Source organism: Chryseobacterium sp. BIGb0232, from assembly GCF_024810195.1.
In the GTDB taxonomy this organism is placed as follows: Bacteria; Bacteroidota; Bacteroidia; order Flavobacteriales; family Weeksellaceae; genus Chryseobacterium; species Chryseobacterium pennae.
Genome location: NZ_JANUEH010000004.1, coordinates 157,245 through 180,060 on the forward strand (window position 1 = coordinate 157,245; position 22,816 = coordinate 180,060).

The following is a 22,816-nucleotide window of genomic DNA, read 5'->3' on the forward strand; positions in this document are numbered from 1 at the left end:
CATTGTTGTCCTAAGCTTTATTCCACGAAAGCGTCAAACGTTTATTATTTCTGGCAGGTCTTCTGACTTACTCCGTTTTTGAAATCCTTCCCATTCCTAAAAACAGTGGATCTATTCTTCAAAAACTTTGGTGCGGAGCTTACAGCAGCGGGTCTGTTCCGGATTTTCACCGGATTCCCTTTTAAGAGCTTATTATGGCTCACCAAATTCCGGCAAAGATATAAAATTCTCACCAGATACGATGGCATGCAGAATAAAATGATTATCAATTAGTAAACATGAAAAATCCCGCTACATTGTAACGGGATTTAAGCAATCAATTTTTGTTGAGTTTTTCTGTTTTTACCTGTGATTATTTTTTTACAAATTCACGATCACTAAGCGTTTTCATAAACAGGATAAGATTTGTCTTTTCCTGCTCCGAGAGAGGAATTCTGTTTCCATTATTTTTAAAAACAGGATCAAGGTTATCTGCAGATAAAACACCTTTGTCAAAATAATCAAGGACTGCCCTTAATGTTGGGAACTGTCCATAACTTCCATAAGGTGCTGTATATTCTACATTTCTTAAAGAAGGAACCCGAAAACTCATATAATCTGCCGGAATACCCGTAACCCTTCCACGGCCGGCTTCATTGGTATCCGGATTTACAGGAAACCCAATATTCCTGAAACTCTGATCAGTAAACAACTCTGTATTATGACAACCCGCACATTTCTGTTGAAAAGTCTGATATCCCAGAGCTTCATTTTCCGTGAAAGTTTCTCCTTCTTTTCTTTTTACCTTATCATATTTGCTATTGGCAGAAATCAGGGTGTACTCATACTGTGCAATACTCTTATAAATCCTTTCAGCAGTAATGGCTTCATCTCCAAAAGCTTTTCTGAATAAATCTTTATACATCATATCATCCCTTATTTTCCCTATCACTTCCAGAATAGAAGAGCCCATTTCTTCATGAGTGATAATAGGAACCAAGGGTTGATTTTCCAATTGAAGGATATTGCCATCCCAATTATAAAACTTCATAAACAACATATTCTGGACCGCTGGTACATTTCGCAACCCTACTCTATTCTGAATTCCTATTCCTTGTGCATTATGATCTGCAAAAGCATTTCCCTGAATATGACAGCTGGAACAGGAAATAGTATTATCTGCACTTAACCTTTTCTCATTAAATAATTTCTCCCCTAATTCTACTCCATATTTTGTAGGTTTATTAGAGTTCACCGAATTGTTTAGTTCCGGAAACCCAGACGGAATATTGAGCAAGACCTGTGGATTATCGTCAGAAATAGGTTCGTAACGATCATTATTACAAGATATTAACAGAATGATAATGGCTAAAAAACTTAATCCTTTTTTCATTGCAGCAGAGAAGAGTCTAGTTTTCAACACCACTCACTGAAAACATTCCGGAAATATCACTTGAACCATTTCCACCAAGGTTATCAACAAATTTTACCATTTGGTTAGCAGTATGAATATTCGGAGTGGCATTCCCATCTGATCCTGTTCCGATAACCAATACAATCGTATTGATTTTACCCGTCAACAACTTATCAAAATCTGCTTTAATAATAATTTTAGGAGCTTTGTTATCCACTATGGCATTGTCAGGAAGATTTAAAGTAACCTCTCTGTATGCATCTACTCCCTGAGTGAAATTACCTTCTGATCCTTTTATTGTGCTCCCAGTGTGGATAGACATCTGTTTGTTATCTACTCCATAAAAACCTTCGATTTTTGTAAAACGATACCCTGCTCCCCATTCCCACATCATTTGGGTATCGTTAGAACCTGCAGTGGCATAGAACTTTGGAAATCTCACCTGATCCAAAACATTCAGGTCTTTTTTTACTCCTAATCCGAATTTGATCTTTTTATACTCTCCGGCAGGGATATTACTCAGCAAATAACGAAGCGTTTCCGGTTTTGATTGATCAATCACTGTAGCACCCTGATCCAGATCATTGACTTTATAAGGAACTTCATTACCATCTGCTTTTACCAGACGAATATTACTGATCACATATTTCAATTCTGAAAAATGATGAACTTGTCCTTCTGCTGAAGTATTGATAGTGGCTGTACTTGAAGTGGCACCTCCGAGAACAATCGTTTCATTTCTAAACGTATTCTTGAATTCAAGGGTAACATTATTGGCAACAGGATTATCATCACTGTTTTGGCAAGAAATTACACCTAAAGAAAAAGCGGATAATAGTAGATATTGTTTTAAGTTTTGCATTTTAAAAATTTTAGTTGTTGTTGTTTTAATTAAAGTTTTTGTCATCTTTAAAAGTTGAATTTTAAAGACGTATAAATATTGCGCCCCATTCTTGGGATGTTTCCCCAGTCTGCATAGGTGCTGTAATATTTGTTTAACAGGTTTTCGGCTCCTACCTGAAAAACGGTTCTAAGTTTTTTGATTCTGAAAGTATAATCCATGGAAAAGTTCCATATGGTATATGCCGGCGTCTGATCTTCACCATATTCCGGACTGTAATTGAGCTGGATAAAATCTCCATTTACAGAGGTCTGAATTCCAAAATTCCCATGGGTATAATGTAATGAGGTCAGATAGCTTAAAGGGCGGATGAAAGGCAGATTTTTTCCTTTATCATCCCTTCCTCTTGCATATGTTATCGTTCCTTTCCAATGTAAATCCGGGATAATGCTATAATTTGCATTCAGAGACATATTAAAGAGGGTCGCATGATCCAGTGAAGTATAAGCCTTCACTCCTACGGATTGATAATTCATGGGACTTCCCATACTTAAAATTTTTCCGATAATATAATTCTGAATATAGAAGTAATTTACTTTGGCTTCAATACTCATTTTTTCATTTTTAAAACCTGTACTGGCATTGGTTTCGTAAGAAATTTCATTTTTTAAATCAGGGTTTCCAATATAGTCATAGCGGTCAAAGCTGTTGTAAATATAATATCCATATCCTTCTGAAACGGAAGGTGCTCTGTGCCCGTAACCAGTTCCTACAGAAAAATTAAAATGATTATTGGTAAATTGGTAACCTGCATGTAAACTGGGAAGAATTCTTGTTTTTTGCTGTGATGCTCCCGGATGGAAGATCCAGTTAAATTCGACATATTTAGACTCATTATAATTCAGTCCTAATGATCCTCCGAAACTCAACCGGCTTTTATCTGAGATATCCCATTTATTATTCATCGAAAGGCTGGCAAAACGGGTAGTCACCCAAGGCCAGCTATAAGCAAACATAGTTCTGTTCTTTCTATCCTGCGGATACATCCGCATTTCTGCAATAGATGTATTATTGTAGGCATTGATCTCTATGTCTGAGGTATACCTTTCCTTAGTGAGGTTCATTGAAGAAACCAAACCATAGGTAGTACTCCAGCCCGGCATATCCATGTGTACCAGATTTTCAGGGCGGTTGGTATCATCCATATAATGTTCAATGGTATTGAAATAGATTTTTGTATCCCAGGATTTTATTAATCCTTCTTTAAACAATTGCCTGTAAGACGCTGAAGTAATCACTGCCCTAGAAAGCCATAAATCCATTGGTAGTGCGGGAAATCCGACATTTTTTGCCATATCAAAAATAGCATCCACTTTAATTGAAGATAAAGGACTTGCTTTGTAAGCTATTCCAATTCCGGTATTGAACTTATTATATTGAGAGTGATTCACTTCGGCATCGTTTCCGTCATAATAATTACCAGCTTTCCGGAATGAGATACTCCCATCTACCACAAGCTTTTTCCCGGAATAGGAAATATTTCCAAGATTGAAAAACTGTTTATTATTGAATTCAAAACCTGTCTGATAAGTTCCATTCCATTTTTTTTCAAGACCAAAAGAGGTACTTTTTCTTTTCAGATCAATACTTCCGGCTACTGTTGCTCCGTGTGAACTCCCTTCCTGACCTGATTTTATATCTATCCCTGAAAGATTATTGCTTTCCATATACGAGGTAACAGGATCCATTTTATCAGTACAGGCTCCAAAGATGCGCATTCCATCAAGGGTAATGACAGATCTTTCCGTACTCATATTATTGAGTAAAGGTTCCCATGCATATGCACCCCGTTTTATAAAGCTTATTTTATCAGAAGATGCCAGAAATTCATCCACTGAAACAGCCATTTTCATATCCGTTTCAATCTTCTTTTTATTGCTTTTTACTTTTACCTCAGCTAAATGGGCAATACTGTCTTTTTTTACTTTTTGGTGTTGTGCATTGATTGTCACTCCCAAAAAGATCAATATAATTCCGAACTGCTTCATAAAATCAGAATAAAGTATCAATAAACAGTTCACTTTTGGTTCCCTGAACGCCTGGTGTAAAATCTGTTGAAACCTTAGTTCCCTTAATGATCTTGCCATTTTGATTCAGCATGATAAAATTTAAGGTCCAGTTTCCTGTCATTGTATAGTTGACAATACCATGATACAGTCCGTCATCCCCTTGTATTAAATCCTGATTATTAGGAGAGGAATGATTCCCCATCGATGGTTCCGGCATTCTCGGATCCAATTGCAGCGTATATCCTTTTACCTCCGAGTATGAAAACTGTGAAGGATCAGGAAAATTTCCGGCAGGAATAGTAGGTTTATTATATTTATAAATTCCTGCTACTAATTTGTTTTCCGCCACTTTAGGTTTTTGAGGGGCAATAAGTGCAATATAATATTGCCCGCCATCATTTCCTGTAAACGAAGTCATATTAAGATTCTTATTGCCTTGCTCATTTACCGCAATATCTTTATTTACCGTATATGTTACCTCTTTCACTTTGAAACTCATATAAAGTTTCCAGCTTATTACAGAATTGCTTTTATCCGTAAATACAGAATACCCTGAATAGTATTTACCATCCGGTTTGTAATCCAAAGTGTATTGATAGGGACATGACGTCTTACTTCCATCAGCTTTCGTCATGATGGGTAAAAAAGTAATGCTCGAAGCATTGATATTTTCATTAGTCTGAGTATTGATAACCTTTACTCTGATTTCATTATACCCATGGTAAAATGTTCCGTTTAAAGTCTCAATGCTTATTTTATATTGATCTTTATTGATAGCCGTTGCTTCTTTAAACTCATAGTGTTCCGGAACGGCTGTATTGATTTCGCTTTCATAATCCGTTTTTTCGAGGGTACAGGAAATAACCATGAACAGCAAACTCACTATGAAAAGTTGATATATTTTCATTATTGATTTTTTAGTTGGTAAATACAATAGATATACATTGAATGCAGAAACATCCAATATTTTTTACCACAAAAGGCACAAAAGATTTTTAAAGCTGATCAATAAACCGTTTAGAAGTATACCTAAGCTTTTTTGAAAATCAAATATTTTCAAGTTTTGTGAACTTTTCGCCCATAAATATTTTAGCTTACTTAAACATTCTTAAATAAACTTTTGTGGTAGTATTTTATAGATAACACTTAAAAAACCGGTGGTTTGAAAATGTGATTCAGAAACAGAAAAGAATAAGCTGTTTCATAGATAAAGTTGAAATTGGAAAGTATAATTTTTCCAGGGAGGGTAACCTCTGTAATCTCAGGAAGTGTATAGATATCAAGAATTTTCTGTCCTGAGTTTTTTATTTTATTGAAAGGAGTGGATTCTGTCTCATTATTGGCTTTTGCAAGCTCTTTACTCAGGTAACATTTTCCGTTACAATGGAGTTCCGGCTTAGTTTTATTGACACAAAGAGTATTAACGATATAATCATAATTTACAGCATACTCAGCCAGTGGTATCAGAGGTCTGAACACCATATAGCCTATAAAAAGTATGCTGTAAATGTATTTCATTAATTATTTTTTGCTTAAAGCCCCATCATATCTTTTGCTGACTTCTTTCCAGTTCAGCACATTCCAGATCGCTGAAAGATAATCTGCTCTCTTGTTCTGATATTTCAGGTAGTAAGCATGCTCCCAAACATCTATTCCCAGGATAGGAGTTCCTTTTTCTTCTACGATATCCATCAAAGGATTGTCCTGATTAGGCGTAGAAGAAACGAATAGTTTTCCGTTTTTATCCACAGAAAGCCAAGCCCATCCTGATCCGAAACGATCTGCACCAGCTTTGCTCATTTTTTCTTTAAAAGCATCCATGCTTCCGAATGTTTCACTAATTGCCTTTGCTAATTTTGCAGAAGGCTGAGTATTCTTCTCCGGAGTAAGGATAGTCCAGAAAAGTTCATGGTTGTAGTGCCCGCCTGCATTATTTCTTACCGCAGGACTTAACTTCGACGTTTCAGAAAGGATCTTAATCAACGTTTCTTTTTCCTGTGGAGTTCCGGCGATAGCCTTATTCAAATTGGCAGCGTACGCAGCTCCGTGCTTTGAATAGTGAATCTCCATAGTCTGCGCATCTATTGATCCTTCCAATGCATTATAAGCATACGGTAAAGGGGTTTGCTTAAACTGAGCCAGTGTAAACTGAGCCGCAAATACTGCTCCTAAAGCAGCTATTTTCATAATCTTCATAATGTTTTGTTATATGGTTTAACAATATTTTTTTTGAAGGATGGAGGCTGTAAGATGGAAGTACTTGAAATTTTAAAAACAACTATAGAATTACTTAACGAAAAGTACTTCCGGCTTCCCTCTTCCTTTCTTCCCTCCTAATCTAATAACTTCTTAATGTCTTCAATCAGAATTTCTCTATCCGGGTGATATTTTCCGGTTAATTTGGGCGTTTTTCCCTCCGGATCTTCATAATTCAATCCTGAATAATAAAGGATCGGCATATTATCTTTATTGTATCTGCAACGGATATTTCCTTTTTCATCTACTAACGCAATCATCCCGCTGTGGTTAAGACTTTCTGCCTCATCTTCCTTTTCTCCCACATAGATATTGAAGTGATCGGCAAGTTTGCCGATATACGTTCTGTCACCAGTAAGAAAATGCCAGTTGGGAGATTTCGCTCCAATTCTTTGTGCATGTTCTTTTAAGGCTTCCGGCGTATCATTTTCCGGGTCAATACTGATGGAAATGATTCCGAATTCAGGATTATTGATCTGATGTTGAATCGCCTTCATATTCGTATTCATCACTGGACAAATCGTAGGACATTTACTGTAAAAAAACTCTACCAGATACACTTTCCCCAGCATATCTTTATTGGTAATTTTTTTACCGTTCTGATCGGTAAGTTCAAAATCAGGAACTTTCATCACCGTATAAAGATTCTTTTTAAAATATCCCATCCCAATTCCTATTCCCAGGAAAAGTAATGCAATAACAGCAATCGGGATAATCACCTTGCTCTTATTGTTCTGCTTATTTTTGGGCATAGCTTGCAGGATTTTTCTTGAATTCATCTTTGCAATAAGAACTGCAGAAACCATATGTTTTATTTTTATACACTGCAGTATCTTTTAAAAAACCTGCAGTTTTCATATGGCAGATAGGATCTTCTTCATTCACAACTTGGACATTCTTCATATTTTCTCCGGAAGAATCCATTTTACTTGTATGTTTTACCTGAGGTTCTTTGGCACAGGAAAACAGTGTTATTGACAGCAAAGCCATCAAAATAATTGGAGATTTCATTTTAATAATAAATTGAAATTAATACTGTTGATAAAATTACGAGATTAAACAATACATCAAAATAAATTATACGACACATTGAATTCGCATACAAGCTTATTACAAGACTTTATATTTAAGCCTACAATGAATTGTTTATATGTATTTTAGACAAAAACTAAAATCTTAGTTTAATATAAAACTAAGCTAAAGGAGGATGGAATATCCTGAAAAAATAATCTGAAGAATAGGAATCAAAGTAATCTGAATCCGGAGCCTCAGCCAGTGGCTCAGGTTCTGTTTTGTTTGAACAGAAAAGAATCTCATTGGAAATAAAAACATCCAGTCCGGCAATCTTTACAGTCTGTGAACTGTTTGATTGTCTTTCTGTTTTTGCCAGCTCTTTTTCCACATAACATTTTCCTTTACAGGTAGATTGAGGGATTTCTCTGTTTTCACAAAGGTTTTGTACAATATAATCATAATTTACCGCATAGTTTACCAGTGGCAAGACGGGACGTATTGCAACCGTAAAAATGATAAATATGGAAATAAATAACTTCAACTCTTCAGTTCTGTATTACAAATATACTACTTCAAAACTGTTTTCTGTTCTATTTATGATGAATGTCATTGATGGCTTTGTTTGAGCTGCTAAATCTTTTTTGGAATATTCGAAGGCGCAGAGAGTTTTCAGGATTACGTTTTTAAGGCACATAAAATCTATATTTCTATGTTGTTTAAAAATACTAACCACACATAGAAAAGTCTGTTTTGGGCTTATATTTTATAACACTTTAATTTTATTCGCAAATTAGTGGCAATATAATTAACCACAGATAACACAAATTTTCACAGATGATCGTGGATAAAAATCTGCGTAATCAGCAAAATTCGCGAGAGTTTTCACCTATTTAGAACAATCTGTTCCCTATAAATTTAATAAAACTGTATCTGTTATCATTGTCATATTATTACGAACTTTGATTCTTAGGTTTCAGAATCTATATCATGATCCAGGTAAGAACCGCTACAGCAGAAGATGCTCAACATATTGCCCTGCTAGGAAGGATAACCTTCACAGAAACATTCTCGGAACATTTCCGGGATCCAAAGGACTTATTTGATTATTTTGAACGGACTTTCAGTGTTTCTAAAATCAGGAACAGCATACAGAACCCTAATAATAAATTCTGGATTGCCTTTTGGAATGAACTTCCGATTGGGTATGCAAAACTGAAAGTACATTCTCCTATTGACTTTATTAGCTCCAATGCAGCCTCCCAGCTACAAAAGATCTATGTCCTTAAAGAGTTTTTGGATAAAAAAGCAGGAAAGGTGCTGATGGATGAACTGATGACTTCTTTTGAAAATTCTGATCAGAAGTATATCTGGTTATCCGTTCTGAATTCCAATGAGAGAGCATTACAGTTTTATGATAAAAACGGTTTTACCAAGGTTGGGAAACATCAATTCAGTATCGGAAAAGAGGACTTTGATTTCTTTGCCTTATCAAAACAAAAAATTAGTTCTTTATAAAAGTTTAATCTTGTTAAGCTCTGTTGTTTTCTCGGCAGGGCTTTTTTATTGGCTTTGTTGGAATGCGCAAGGACGCTAAGAATTTTTAAAAGATTACGTTTTAAGGTGCAAAGATTTTATCTGCGATAAAATTGGATGCCGGACATTTAATGGCCACGAATGCTTGAATTAATTTATTTTGCTTAAAACCTATGTGCCTGTGTGGTTTAAATTTTTTCTAACCACACAGGCACATAGAAAAAAAATAAAATTCATGTTCTAAAGCGTTCCCTTTTCAAAAAAAAGACTCCGCCGTAATCAGCAGAGCCTTCATTAATATAATATAGTTGTACGTTATTTAATTTTAAAACTTCATTCTCTGAATTCTCACGGCATTTAAGATCGCTAGCAAAGCAACACCCACATCAGCAAATACAGCTTCCCACATCGTTGCTAAACCTCCGGCACCCAGTACAAGAACTACAGCTTTTACAGCAAAAGCAAGGATAATATTCTGCCAGACAATCTTTTTCGTTTGTTTACCGATATTGATTGCCATTGGGATTTTACTTGGTTTATCATCCTGAATAACAACATCTGCCGTCTCAATGGTAGCATCACTTCCTAAACCTCCCATCGCGATTCCAACATCACTTAAAGCTACTACCGGAGCATCATTCACTCCATCTCCTACGAAAGCTACGGTCTGATTTTTAGCTTTGATCTCTTTTACTTTATTCACTTTATCTTCCGGAAGAAGATCTCCGAATGCATTATCAATCCCCAATTGATCGGCTACATATTTTACTACGGTTCCTTTATCACCACTCAGCATGGTCGCTTTTACTCCCATTTTGTGAAGATTATCTACCGTTTCTTTTGCGTCTGCTTTAATACTGTCTGCGATAGTGATATACCCTGCAAATTTTTTATCATACGCAACAGCAATAAGGGTATACACAATATTAGCATGGTTGATATCATAGCTGATATTGAATTTATCCATTAATTTGAAATTCCCTACCAGAAGTTCTTTACCATTCACTGTCGCCTTTAATCCATGTCCGGCAATTTCTTCTACATTCTCCATTGGAATGGAATAATTAATATCTCCTACATAATTGTGTATGGCAGTGGCTACAGGGTGTGTACTTTTACTTTCCAACAGGTTAACCAGCTGCATGATTTCGTCCTTATTAAATTCCGAATTAATACTTACTTCCTGAACTTTGAAAACTCCTTCCGTCATGGTTCCCGTTTTATCCATCACTACATTCTGAATTTCTGCAATGCTATCCAGGAAGTTACTTCCTTTAAACAAAATCCCGTTTCTGCTGGCAGCTCCGATTCCTCCAAAGTATCCTAGCGGAATAGAGATCACCAATGCACAAGGACATGAAATCACAAGGAAGATTAACGCTCTGTACAACCAATCTCTAAGCTGGTAATCACCAACAAAGAAATAAGGTAAGAAAGTAATTCCTATGGCCAGAAATACAACAATTGGAGTGTATACTTTCGCAAATTTTCTGATGAATAATTCAGTAGGAGCTTTTTGGGCGGTTGCATTCTGAACCAGCTCCAATATCTTACTTAATTTACTATCTTCATAAGCCGTCGTTACTTTTACAAGGGCAATACTGTTCATATTGATCATCCCTGCCAATGCCACTTCACCTTTATTTTTAGTATCCGGTTTACTTTCACCGGTTAAAGCTGCTGTATTGAATGATGCAGAATCTGAAAGCAATTCTCCGTCTAATGCCAGTTTTTCACCAGGCTTCAGTTGGATAACATCACCTACTTTGGTCTCTTTAGCTTTTATCGTTTTAGGCTGATTATTTTCCATAATCGTTACCTCATCAGGCCGCTGATCAAGTAAAGCTTTTATATTTCCTTTGGCTCTTGAAACTGCCATAGTCTGAAATACTTCTCCTACTGCGTAGAAAAGCATTACTGCTACTCCTTCAGGATATTCCCCGATGATAAAAGCACCAATGGTAGCAATACTCATCAAAAAGAATTCTGAAAACACATCACCTTTGATAATACTTTTATAAGCGTCTTTCACTACAGGAAGTCCTACAGGAATATAAGCTGCCAGAAACCAGACTAAACGTACCCAGCCTGTAAACCATGAAGGTTTTATATAATTATCAAAAGTAATTCCTAACAATAACAGAGCAAAGGATATAATCGCCGGGAGAAACATCTGAAAAACAGTCTGATCTCCGGTATCGTGAGAATGACCATGGTCATCCTGATCATGGTTATGCCCATCTCCTTCTGAATGATTATGAGGATGTCCTTTTGTATTTGGTTTTTCTTGGGTTGTACTACAGCATTTTTCCATAACTGATATTTTTATACAAATTTAATAGTGAGACTGATGCAATGCTATTGCAAACTTTCAAGACAGTTTTCGCAGATTCCTTTAGCAAAGAGTCTTATTTCATCGATACGAAAATTCGTTTGGATGTTTTCCGGAAAGGAAATATCTTCTTTACAGGTCGTCTGTTTGCATATTTTACAATAGAAATGGAGATGCCAGTCTTTATGTGTTTTTTCATCACAATCATCCTCACACAATTTGTATTTTGTAGTGGTGTTCTCCTGAATACTATGGACAATACCCTTTTCTTCAAAGGTTTTTAATGTTCTGTAAATGGTAATTCTATCAGCATTATCAAAATGATTTTCTATTTCTGAAAGAGACAATGCTGCATCCTGAGAACTCAAAAAATCATATACCAAAATCCTCATACTGGTAGGTTTGGTATTTTTATCGATGAGTTTACTTTCTATATCTTTTTTCATTGGTAACAATTTAATTTTTTACAGATGGACTTCATTTTCTTCGTATCCTTCTTCTTCAATCTGAAAAGTAGTGTGACTGATTTTAAAATTTTGAGTCGTTTTATCCGTTAATGTTTTCAACAGCTGATTCTGGCTAGCCTCTTCATCTTTTACGATGTGGGCACTCATAGCATTCACACTTGAGGTAAGAGACCATACATGGAGATCATGAACATTTTTTACCCCCTGGGTCTGCTCCAGCGATGTACGCAGCTCCTGAATGTCTACATCTTTTGGAGTTCCTTCCAGCAAAATATGAACGGCTTCCATCAGTAATTTCCATGTTCTTGGAAAAATCAATAATCCAATAGCAGCAGAAATCAAAGGGTCAGCATAATACCAACCTGTTGTCAACATAATAACTCCGGCTATCATTACACCAACGGAAGTAAGCATATCTGAAAGTACTTCAAAATAAGCACCTTTCATATTCAGACTGGCTTCCGAATCTTTTCTTAAAATCATTAAACCAACAACATTAACCAATAATCCGATTCCGGCCACAATCAGCATGGATGTACTTTGTACTTCCGGTGGATCCTGAAAACGTTTGTAAGCTTCAATTAAAACATATATTGATATTCCCAATAAAACAACAGCATTAATGACCGCTGCTAATATTTCAGTGCGATAATATCCGTATGTTTTGGAGGGATCTGCTTTTCTTTCTCCAATTTTTATGGCAATAAAGGCCAAAAGCAATCCTACTACGTCTGTCAGCATGTGTGCTGCATCTGCTAATAAAGCAAGGCTATTGGTAACAATTCCTCCTATTACTTCAGCAATAAGGTAAGTACCGCTTAAAGCAAGTACAATCAGCAGGTTCTTTTTATGCTTACTGGCTGCGGAGGTTGTTTGTATCTGTGTTTTTGTTTCTTCCATCATTGTAAGTACGGTTTTTAACTACATTTCATAATAGGATGTATTTTCTTTTTTTAAAGGAACGTCTTGTTCACCGATCATTTGTCTGATATTGATCTCAATGGTTTGAGCCAAAGAAGTCATAGGAGTATCCACCGGTGTATTTTCAAATGGATCCTGCATAATGATTGATGTTTTTTCAATGGTAATGAATACAATCGGAATCAGAAAAGTAATTCCTATTTCTACTGCTAACTGCGAGTCATCCAATCCAAAAGGAAGTATTGCAGCAAATACATAGATCAAAATATGAACTAAAACACTGTAAGATCTTGGAAATACCGTATTTTTAAGTCTTTCACATTTCCCCATGCTGTCGCACAGCCTGGTGATCATATCGTTCAGCTGCATCTGTTGAAAATCTGTGATCCCTTTAGCAGCAGCCACTTCTTTCAATTGTCTGGAATGCGCATCCAAAAGAGCATTGGGGATATTGAGAGCGCTGATATTATTTTCTTTAAGATACTGTTGTACTCTTTCAGAAAAGGGTTGCTTTCTCAACGATTCTCCCAGGGCATAGGTCCAAATAATCTGTCTTTCTGCAAAGTCTTTAATGATTTTATCTTCTCCAGCAGGCATAAATTGGATAAGCAGCCTTACCAAAGATCGGGAATCATTAACGATGGCTCCCCAAACTGTTCTGGCTTCCCACCATCTTTCATATGATTGGGAAATCCGGAAAGCAAGGAGCAATGATACTGCAGTACCCAATAATGCAGGAATGTTTAATGGAAGGGAAATTTTCCTGAACCATGGAAGCATATCCAAAAGTCCTATAGTAACTGCAAATATACCGATGAACAGAATCTGATTTTGGATTCCGCGAAGGAAATACCCGATTGATATTCTTTTGTTTAATAGCATAGTAGAATCATTTATTAAAATACTGTAAGATGATCTTTACTTCCTACCAGCTTTTTATACTTCCATCAACTATTTCGTAAACAGTTCTAATATAAGCATAAAAATTGATATTCAGCCGATTCCTACCACATTCATTACTACTTATTCATGCTCTCCTGAATTCACAAGTTTAGCATTTACAAAGAAGGCTCCTTTGACTACAATTTTGGCGTCAGCAGGAATTTGACCGATAGGAGTAATCGCCGTATATCCCATATCTGATGTTCCTTTCATCACTTCTATTTTTTCAAAATTGATTGTTTTAGGATGAGGCTTTCCTTTTTCTTCATGTTCTTCTTCCGGTTTTTTATCGGTTTGAACGAAAACATAATATTTGCTGTCTGCTTCTACAATCGCTGAGGTAGGAACAGCCGGTGTTGTACTTTTATCAAGACTTACGATACCCGTAATATTCATTCCGTCAATTAACCCTGCTTTATTTCCGATCACCTCGCAATGCATAGAAATAGTTTTACTCTCATTTTCAAATGAAGATCCTATACTGTAGATTCTTGCATCGTATTCCGTTTCCGGATTGTTAGTCAGATTAAAGTGAACAATCTGTCCTACCCTCATTTTCGGAAGGTCTTTTTCAAAAATCTGAAGATCCAGGTGAATAGAACCATTATCAATCACGGTAGCCACAGGAGAAGAAATATCTACATAACTTCCAATCTGTGCTGTAATTCCACTGATGGTTCCACTGATAGGAGCGGTGATCACCAAACCTGATCTCATATTTCCGTTATTGACACTTCCCGGATTTATTCCCATCATCTGAAGTTGTTTTAGAAGAGAAGCCTTTTTAGTTCTTAAAGTATTCAACTCAGCATCGGCACTTTGTAAATTTTTCTTTGCCCCTGCGTCATTATTAAAAAGTTCTTTTTGCCTTCTGTATTCCTGCTCGGCATAGGTTATTCTGCTATTTGTTGTCAGATAATCTTCCTGAAGACGAACATATTCCGGATTAGCAATCGTAGCAATTACTTGTCCTTTTTTTACAATACTTCCTACCTGGATATTTATTGTTTTAATAATCCCGCCATATAAAGAGGTAATTGTCGCTTTATTACTGTTCGGGACACTTAATAGTCCGTTTGCTTTGATGGTGGAAGTAAGCTCTTTCATTTCTACAGATCCAATAGCCACTCCAACTGATTTCATTTGTTCTTCAGTGAGTGCCGCAATGGTTGCAGGAGCTTCTTCTTTCTGACTGGTCTTCTGTTCTGTCTTTTCGGGAGCTTTTTCAGCATTTTTTTCTGTTGAAGCTTCTTTCTTTCCACAACTTATGATGAACAGGGAAATAAGAACAAGAGATATGATATTATATTTGAGTTTCATATGCGCATATTTATTTTTTATAAGATCGTATACCAGCGTTACTTTCATAGGGATTGGTCTACCGGAAAATGTTGTGAATAGCGATTTCATATTATTTATTAATGATTGAATTAATGGTTACTACAGCTTGATTAACTTGTTGGATTGACTCCAGATATTTTAACTGAATATTGGTTGCAGTTTGCAAAGCAAAAAGATATTCCACGTAAGATATTTCTCCCGTTTTATATCCTAATTGCGCTGCATTTACAATCTTTTCAGCATTGGGTATCGCCTGATTGGTATAATAATCATACTGCTGAATATCCTGCTGATACTGACTGAATGCATTTTCCAACTGTGTGGCAAGCTGCTTTTGCTGCATTTTTGCATTCGTTTCAGCCACCTGTTTTTCATATTCCAGTGCCTGAATCCTTGCTTTGGTAGCTCCAAACGTCAAAGGAATACCTACTCCTATTGTCGCTGCATTGAAGCGATTTGAACTTCCATAATACCTTTCCTGCCCATTGACTGTCTGAAAACCAATTAAGGACTGATTCGTATATCTTAAACTGAAATCAGGCAGTCCTAAAGATTTTTCAACCTTTTTATTCTTCTCCGCAATTTCCATATCCTGGTAAAAAGCTCTTACAGAAGGATTGTTAGCTACCACTGCACTATCCAAAACATTGTCTACTTTCAGAGGTTCATAGTTTTGATTGAAAGGAACCTCAAAGTCTTCTGAAGTATTTAAAATGGTTTTTAAACTCTTATAAGCGTTATTTAAATATACCTCATTCTGTCTTAGCAACAGATCAATTTCTCCTTTTTGTGTTTCTGCTGTATTTATTTCAATTTTTTTAATATCACCTGCTTTAAATCTTACGGTTGCAATTCTGATAAAATCATCATACACCTTGTCAAGACTTGTCAATTGTGCTTTATTAAACTGAAGATATTCAATCTGATAATAATAAGTACGCACCTGTCTGATCAGTTCATTTGCTGTTATCTCTTTATCAATCTGCTTACTTTTAATATTCTCATTGATCAAATCCTTTTTTGCTTTAAAGAGTGTTGGAAAAGGAATACTTTGAGAAATGGCAAATGACTGATCAAAATTCCGGCTGTTGTATTGTCCCAACTGAGCTTCTACATTTAGCTTTGGAAGTTCCTTAGATGTTGGTCTTAATGCTTCGGCTGATTTTATACTTAAATCTTTTGATTTTAAAACTAAATTATTATCTATGGCCATCTGCACTGCCTGTTCTGCGGACATCTGTTTGGATTGAGCTTTAAAAGTCTGCCCCATCATCATTAATCCTAAAACAAGAACAACCGTAAGAGTTCCCGTATTATTGTTTTTTCTTTTCAAAATCTTTGTGTTAAAAATAATATACAGCATCGGCAGTACAAACAAAGTAAGAAAGGTTGCGGATACCAGTCCACCAATTACCACTGTTGCCAGAGGCTTCTGAACTTCTGCTCCCGCTCCTGTGGAAATCGCCATCGGCAAAAATCCTAATGAAGCTACTGTAGCAGTCATTAAAACAGGTCTTAATCTACTTTTTGTCCCTTCATATACCCGTTTCAAAAGATCGGTCTCTCCATCTTTTTCAAGTTGGTTGAAAGTTCCTATCAAAACGATTCCATTCAGTACAGCTACTCCAAAGAGCGCGATAAACCCGATTCCGGCACTGATACTGAAAGGCATATCTCTCAGAAGAAGGGCAAATACCCCCCCGATAGCACTCATTGGGATTGCTGTAAAGATCAATCCTGCCTGTTTTAATGAGCGGAATGTGAAATACAACAGCATAAATATCAGGAGTAAAGATACCGGAACAGCAATCATCAAACGTTTGCTGGCTTCCTGTAAATTTTCAAATGCTCCCCCATACGTAAAGTAATATCCGGAAGGCAGCTTGATCTCTTTATCCAATTTTGCCTGAATATCTTTCACCACACTTTCTACATCACGGCCTTTTACATTAAATCCAATAACAATTCTACGTTTTCCCTGTTCACGGCTGATCTGAGCAGGGCCCAGTTTATAGCTGACATTAGCAACCTGTGATAACGGAATCTGAGCTCCTGTAGCGGTGGTAATCATTAAATTATTAACATCTGCAATATCGGATCTGTGAAGGCTGTCTAAACGAACTACCAAATCAAAACGTCTTTCATTTTCAAATACCTGTCCTGCAGCTTTTCCTGCAAAGGCTGTACTTACTGCATTGTTAACATCTTCAATATTTAATCCGTAGTTGGCAATTCTTGTTCTGTCATATTGTACATTGATTTGAGGTAAACCACTCACTCTTTCAATCTGAGGAGCAGTAGCACCATCAACAGACTGAATCACTCTTCCTACTTTGTCAGCATATACCGCCAGTGAATCAAGATTTTCTCCAAAAATCTTCACGGCAACATCCTGTCTGATCCCCGTCATCAATTCATTGAAACGCATCTGGATTGGTTGATTCTTCTCAAAAAACACACCCGGAATAGCTTCTAATTTTTCACTGATTTCATCTCCCAGTTCATTGTAGGATTTTTTAGTTTTCCATTCGCTTTGCGGCTTCAATACTACGATCATATCGGTAGCCTCAGGTGGCATCGGATCTGTAGGAACCTCAGCTGAACCTGTTTTTCCTACTACCATTTTTACCTCATCAAATTGTTTGATAATTCTGGATGCCTGCATCGAGGTTTCTATACTCTGGCTCAGAGAGCTTCCCTGAGGAAGAATGCAGTGGAACGCAAAGTCACCTTCCTGCAACTGTGGAATAAACTCTCCACCCATCCCTTTAAAGATGAAAGCTGCAATGACAAAAATGGCAACCGTTGCTGAAACAATAATATATTTTATTTTAATAGCTTTCTGCAATAAAGGCTGATATACCTTCTGGATTGCATTCATCATTTTATCTGAAAGTGTTTCTTTATGGGAAATCTTTTTAGATAAAAATAAGGCACTCATCATCGGAATATACGTGATAGACAATATGGTGGCTCCAATGATGGCAAAACCTACTGTTTTAGCCATTGGAGTAAACATTTTTCCTTCCACACCTGCCAGTGTAAGAATCGGAACATATACAATCAGGATGATAATCTGTCCGAATATGGCACTGTTCATCATTTTGGAAGCTGCACTTCCTACTTCCTGATCCATTTGAATCTGCGTGAGCACTCCTTTATTTTTATTGTGTAATAAATGAAGTGTGGCTTCAACAATAATTACCGCCCCATCAACAATAAGTCCAAAGTCTATGGCTCCTAAACTCATCAGGTTGGCACTTACCCCGAAAACATTCATCATTCCCAATGCAAATAACAAGGAAAGTGGAATAGCGGAGGCTACGATAAGTCCTGCTCTCAGGTTCCCAAGAAAGACAACCAGTACGAAAATAACAATTAAAGCTCCTTCCATCAGGTTCTTTTCTACCGTGCTGATCGCTCTGCTTACCAGATCTGTTCTATCAAGGAATGGTTCAATCACCACATCATCCGGAAGAGATTTCTGAATGGTGGGAATCTTTGCTTTAACACTTTCCACAACCTCATTACTGTTGGCTCCCTTTAACATCATGACCACTCCCCCAACAGCATCTACTTTCCCATTGTACGTTAATGCTCCGTATCGAACTGCGCTTCCCAGACGTACATCTGCAACGTCTTTTACAAAAATAGGAACACTTCCTGTTTCATTTTTTACGGCTATATTTTTTATATCTTCCAGAGATGACACCAATCCGATACCCCGGATAAAGTAAGCATTAGGCTTTTTATCAATATAAGCCCCTCCGGTATTTTGATTATTTTTTTCAAGTGCTGTGAATAAGTCGCTAATACTGATTCCCATCGCTTTCAAACGGTTGGGATCTATAGCAACTTCATATTGCTTTAACTCTCCCCCGAAACTGTTGATCTCAGCAACCCCCGGTGTTCCGTTGAGTTGTCTTCTGACAATCCAGTCCTGCATGGTTCGTAGTTCTTTAGCATTGTATTTTTTTTCACTTCCTTTTTTAGGGTGAAGAATATACTGATAGACCTCTCCCAGCCCTGTACTTACAGGAGCCAGCTCAGGAGTTCCCACTCCTTTAGGGATTTCTTCTACTGCGCTTTTTAGTTGCTCACTGATCAACTGTCTTGCGAAATACACGTTGACCTCTTCTTTGAATACTACGGTAATTACGGAAAGTCCGAATCTTGAGATACTTCTTGTCTCCTGAATGCCAGGAACATTGGCAATACTTTGTTCTATCGGGAAGGTTACCAGCTGCTCCACTTCCTGCCCTGCCAATGTAGGACATACGGTAATGATCTGTACCTGGTTGTTGGTAATATCCGGCACAGCATCTACCGGAAGCTTGGTGGCACTCCAAACTCCCCAGATAATCCATACTAAGGTCATAAGACCAATGATCATCTTATTTTTGATACTAAATTTTATTATTTTATCTAACACGATTTTTATTTAATTTTATTGAAAATATAGGCGTACAGTATAGAATACTGCAGCAAAAATATCATGAAAACCTCTGCAATGGTATTGCAAAGTTTCAAGCAGATTTAGAAAGCATAACTTTCTAACAGTCAATAAAATTAAATTTTAGGAGGCTGCCAGATTGGATCGTATATCTGGTAAGCGAAGTCGTTTTTATGAAATAAGATTTTCTTTGAAAAATAAGCAGGAATCTGCTCAGGAATTTCCAGTAAAGGATCCATTTTAAATGCTGAAACCGTCATCTGGCAACAGCTGCAGGCACACAGCGGTGAGCAGACATCTCCTTTCTCAGAAGAATGTGCCCCATGAATGCTTAATGAAATCTTCTTATTTCCTGAATCCACCGGATGAGATACATCTTCACATGGCATCAGTGATAACGCCATGAAATAAATTGCAAGTATCCATCTTAAGAGGTTCATTGTTACAAAGGTAAAGTTTTTTTATAAAATGGGTGAATCATCGGAATTTTAAATAGATAATAAAAAGCAAAATACTTACTTATATAATACATCATTGAAAATCAAATTTTTACACAACATTTCAAGTATCTTTCAAAATAAATGCCATTAAGCATGATCTTTATTACAGATATAAATAACATACGTGTAAAGCCCGATTAATAAAGGATAAAATTTACTTTCCAATAGTCATTTACTATCTTTACAGATTTATTATTATTCTTAAACAGATACCACAAACAACTCCTTATTACGAAAAATATAAATGTTCAAAAATACAAATTGATGAAAAAATACAAATTAATTACATTCTTTATTTTCTTATTAATGCTTTACTCATGTGCCACTAAGATGGATTATTTTGAAATAGTGAATGACCATAAAGATAAAGTTGGGTTAAGCGTAATCTCTTCGTTGAAGCATAAGGAATTTATACTTATTGGACCTGAAGATAATCAGGAGAAGATTTACCTCATGTTAAATAAAGGAAAACCCTATCAAATGGTATATAATGAGGATAGAAAAGCTTTTATTTTAATTTAAGAGTTGATGATTATAATTTTTATAGAAATATGGTTGGCGATCCTATATTTGTGAAGCAGGGAGATCAAAAAATAAAATTCAACCTCATACAACGTTAAAAACAAAGCTGGCCGCTCCACGCTGCAATTATTAAGATATTAAGAGACTTTTTTGGATTATGAAAATACACAAAGGGACTATAGAAGGAAATGATTTAGAGTTTGATTTAGCCTACATAGGATATACTTTAACCATCGAACAAATACTATTTGTTATGAAAGCGATGAGTCCTGATTTTATTCAAATCAATGATAATATTTACTTACTTTCCCATTTTAAGGGTTATGGCGAGAACGAAGAAAATAGATTTGATAATACCCCGCAAGGAAGGGAAAAGTATATAAATAATCTTTCTATCTCCGATGTTTTTTATTTTTCTGAAGACATCAAATCTCACGAACCGGAAGCTCAGAAGAAAATAGGATTATATGTTCTGGAATTTTGGAAGATGAGGCTTAACTATCTATTCCCAGATAAAGATTTTGATTTTACTTTATCCGAAAATGGACTGTTTGACGAAAGTGGTGTTTGTATTACCTTTTGTCAAAGTGTATAAAAATTCAATACAAACACAATATTTTTATTGACACAATGATAAATGACCGCCTTATTTTTGAGGCACTTATTTTATATAAAAAACCACCGCAAAAGCGGTGGCTAAAAAATCAAATCTAATTATTGGACTGTATATTATAAATTGGGATTATTTTCAATCTCCTTCAGCGGAATACTGAATAAATAATAATTACTGTTCGGTACAAATGGAGTTTTGTTTGGAAGATCAAATACGGTATGTCCTTTCCCATCAACTGTTTTTACTGTTCCGTTAGGCATTGTTATCTGAACTTTAACTGGTTTTCCTTCTGTATCTACAAATGGTCTTCTGACCACTGTTCCCTGAGTTCTGATAATATCTGACAGAGAGAAGCCTTCTCCAAACAATTCTTTTCTTCTTTCAATCAGGATTTCATTTATTACATCATCCTGTGCTAATGAACCTGTATAAGCGTTAGCCTTTCTTGCAGCTCTCAATTGATTTAAAGCCGTTACTGCCTGTGCTGTATTTCCGCTTCTGGCTTCAGCTTCGGCTTCGATCAGATACATTTCTGCTGCTCTCATATAAACAATATCTGCAATAAGCGTTGACTTAAATTTAAATTTTGCATATCGCAGCAATCCTTCTCTTGACGGAAGATTATCCCATGAGAATAATTGAGCTCTGATATCATTGGTATCAAACAATTTTTGAAAATAAGGATCTGCCATAAAACTGTAGTAATAGCTCCCTGATGAAGATACATCCAGATAATGGAAGGCATAACTTCCATCTGACTGCTCCTGAGTCTGTCTGCTTCCCCAGATCCATTCCTCGTTATTAATATCATTGAAGCCATCTTTATACTTTTCCGAAGCCATCAGAGGAAAACCTTCTCTTGCCGTTTTTGCAGCAACAGCAGCTTTACTCCATTCCCCGGTATTCAGATAAACTCTTGCCAGGATACCGTTTACTACATTACGGTTGATCTTATCCTTGGTATTTCTTGTATAGTTCTTTAGCAAATTATCAGCATCCGTAAGATCACTTTTAATCAAAGTATAAATATCTTCCAGACTGGATTTTTTCTTTGTAACAGAACTTGTTGTTGAGGGTTCCGTATAGATTGGTGCAGCTAATGCTGTTTTATCTTTAAGGTAACTGAACTGATAAAAACTGGCAATATTGAGATAACAGAATGCACGCAATGCCTTCGCCTGGCCTTTTACCTGATCTTTTTTGGTCTGGCTTCCTTCTGCAGCATCGATTTTAGCAATAACATTATTCATATTATTGATCGTAGAATAAAGCATCGTCCAGATAAATAAAGGACGGGATACAGTACTGTTGACCATTTCCGTAAAATCGTAGGTGGATGAGAACCCATATTTATTCGTTAGTACAGCAACATCGCTTCCCATCGCATCACTTGCTCTTAAAACAGTTGAATATCCGATATTGGCAAACGTAGTTCCGTCATTATTAAATTTTGCCCAGGTTCCGTTGATTACCGTTTCCGCACTTTCAGCAGTTTTGAAAACCTCTACGCTGGTAGCCTGATCTGTAGGAGCAGTATCCATTTCACTTTCGCAGCTTGTAAGCGACCATAATCCGATTAAAGCAAAAGATATATATTTTAATTTTTTCATTGTTTCAAA

20 protein-coding genes and 1 riboswitch are annotated in these 22,816 nt (G+C 36.3%); of the genes, 3 read left to right on the forward strand and 17 right to left on the reverse strand.

Annotated features, from left to right (window positions below):
• Positions 1–34 precede the first annotated feature (34 nt).
• Positions 35–222: riboswitch (cobalamin riboswitch) on the reverse strand.
• A 130-nt stretch (positions 223–352) separates the two neighbouring features.
• The 9 genes from M2372_RS12265 to M2372_RS12305 form a co-directional block, all read right to left on the reverse strand.
• On the reverse strand, positions 353–1,372 hold the full coding sequence (locus M2372_RS12265) for a cytochrome-c peroxidase (protein ID WP_123320631.1): 1,020 nt from the start codon (positions 1,370–1,372) through the stop codon (positions 353–355).
• A 16-nt stretch (positions 1,373–1,388) separates the two neighbouring features.
• Positions 1,389–2,255, reverse strand: a complete 867-nt coding sequence (locus M2372_RS12270; RefSeq protein WP_123320630.1) for an MbnP family protein — start codon at positions 2,253–2,255, stop codon at positions 1,389–1,391.
• 47 nt (positions 2,256–2,302) lie between these two features.
• The gene (locus M2372_RS12275; protein WP_123320629.1) at positions 2,303–4,282 is read right to left on the reverse strand and encodes a TonB-dependent siderophore receptor; all 1,980 of its coding nucleotides are present in this window, start codon (positions 4,280–4,282) and stop codon (positions 2,303–2,305) included.
• Between the two features lie 4 nt (positions 4,283–4,286).
• Positions 4,287–5,210: a hypothetical protein gene (locus M2372_RS12280; protein ID WP_123320524.1), complete on the reverse strand. Its 924-nt coding sequence runs from the start codon at positions 5,208–5,210 to the stop codon at positions 4,287–4,289.
• Between the two features lie 239 nt (positions 5,211–5,449).
• Complete coding sequence (locus tag M2372_RS12285; RefSeq protein WP_123320523.1) at positions 5,450–5,821, reverse strand: hypothetical protein; 372 nt, start codon at positions 5,819–5,821, stop codon at positions 5,450–5,452.
• A 3-nt stretch (positions 5,822–5,824) separates the two neighbouring features.
• Positions 5,825–6,499: a superoxide dismutase gene (locus M2372_RS12290; RefSeq protein ID WP_123320522.1), complete on the reverse strand. Its 675-nt coding sequence runs from the start codon at positions 6,497–6,499 to the stop codon at positions 5,825–5,827.
• Between the two features lie 137 nt (positions 6,500–6,636).
• Positions 6,637–7,311, reverse strand: a complete 675-nt coding sequence (locus M2372_RS12295; protein WP_123320521.1) for an SCO family protein — start codon at positions 7,309–7,311, stop codon at positions 6,637–6,639.
• The gene (locus tag M2372_RS12300; protein ID WP_123320520.1) at positions 7,298–7,570 is read right to left on the reverse strand and encodes a YHS domain-containing protein; all 273 of its coding nucleotides are present in this window, start codon (positions 7,568–7,570) and stop codon (positions 7,298–7,300) included. The genes M2372_RS12295 and M2372_RS12300 overlap by 14 nt, the downstream gene beginning before the upstream one ends.
• A 181-nt stretch (positions 7,571–7,751) precedes the next feature.
• Positions 7,752–8,114, reverse strand: coding sequence for a hypothetical protein (locus M2372_RS12305; protein WP_123320519.1), 363 nt, complete (start codon positions 8,112–8,114; stop codon positions 7,752–7,754).
• A 446-nt stretch (positions 8,115–8,560) separates the two neighbouring features.
• Between M2372_RS12305 and M2372_RS12310 the strand changes: the two genes are divergently transcribed.
• Positions 8,561–9,088: a GNAT family N-acetyltransferase gene (locus M2372_RS12310; RefSeq protein WP_115967987.1), complete on the forward strand. Its 528-nt coding sequence runs from the start codon at positions 8,561–8,563 to the stop codon at positions 9,086–9,088.
• A gap of 343 nt (positions 9,089–9,431) precedes the next feature.
• On the opposite strand, the gene M2372_RS12315 is transcribed toward M2372_RS12310, so the two are convergent.
• The 7 genes from M2372_RS12315 to M2372_RS12345 all read right to left on the reverse strand — a co-directional run bounded on the left by M2372_RS12315 (position 9,432) and on the right by M2372_RS12345 (position 20,002).
• Positions 9,432–11,420 (reverse strand): heavy metal translocating P-type ATPase, encoded by a 1,989-nt coding sequence (locus M2372_RS12315; protein ID WP_123320518.1) that lies wholly within the window; start codon positions 11,418–11,420, stop codon positions 9,432–9,434.
• A 44-nt stretch (positions 11,421–11,464) separates the two neighbouring features.
• Positions 11,465–11,884 carry a Fur family transcriptional regulator gene (locus M2372_RS12320; RefSeq protein ID WP_115967991.1) on the reverse strand — a complete coding sequence of 140 codons (420 nt, stop codon included), beginning with the start codon at positions 11,882–11,884 and terminating at the stop codon, positions 11,465–11,467.
• 18 nt (positions 11,885–11,902) lie between these two features.
• A complete protein-coding gene (locus M2372_RS12325) occupies positions 11,903–12,808 on the reverse strand; it encodes a cation diffusion facilitator family transporter (RefSeq protein WP_115967992.1) in 906 nt (301 codons plus the stop codon).
• A gap of 18 nt (positions 12,809–12,826) precedes the next feature.
• On the reverse strand, positions 12,827–13,708 hold the full coding sequence (locus M2372_RS12330) for a bestrophin family protein (RefSeq protein ID WP_123320517.1): 882 nt from the start codon (positions 13,706–13,708) through the stop codon (positions 12,827–12,829).
• A 141-nt stretch (positions 13,709–13,849) separates the two neighbouring features.
• Positions 13,850–15,088: an efflux RND transporter periplasmic adaptor subunit gene (locus tag M2372_RS12335; RefSeq protein WP_123320628.1), complete on the reverse strand. Its 1,239-nt coding sequence runs from the start codon at positions 15,086–15,088 to the stop codon at positions 13,850–13,852.
• 91 nt (positions 15,089–15,179) lie between these two features.
• Positions 15,180–19,541: a CusA/CzcA family heavy metal efflux RND transporter gene (locus M2372_RS12340; RefSeq protein ID WP_123320516.1), complete on the reverse strand. Its 4,362-nt coding sequence runs from the start codon at positions 19,539–19,541 to the stop codon at positions 15,180–15,182.
• A 137-nt stretch (positions 19,542–19,678) separates the two neighbouring features.
• A complete protein-coding gene (locus M2372_RS12345) occupies positions 19,679–20,002 on the reverse strand; it encodes a DUF6660 family protein (RefSeq protein WP_123320515.1) in 324 nt (107 codons plus the stop codon).
• Positions 20,003–20,326: 324 nt separating this feature from the next.
• Here M2372_RS12345 and M2372_RS12350 point away from each other — a divergent pair, with 324 nt between their 5' ends.
• Entirely contained in the window at positions 20,327–20,584 is a 258-nt protein-coding gene (locus M2372_RS12350; RefSeq protein ID WP_148060798.1) for a hypothetical protein, read from the forward strand.
• Between the two features lie 157 nt (positions 20,585–20,741).
• The gene (locus tag M2372_RS12355; protein WP_123320513.1) at positions 20,742–21,179 is read left to right on the forward strand and encodes a hypothetical protein; all 438 of its coding nucleotides are present in this window, start codon (positions 20,742–20,744) and stop codon (positions 21,177–21,179) included.
• Between the two features lie 134 nt (positions 21,180–21,313).
• Here M2372_RS12355 and M2372_RS12360 read toward each other — a convergent pair whose 3' ends face one another.
• Positions 21,314–22,807: a RagB/SusD family nutrient uptake outer membrane protein gene (locus M2372_RS12360; protein ID WP_123320512.1), complete on the reverse strand. Its 1,494-nt coding sequence runs from the start codon at positions 22,805–22,807 to the stop codon at positions 21,314–21,316.
• Positions 22,808–22,816: the final 9 nt, after the last annotated feature.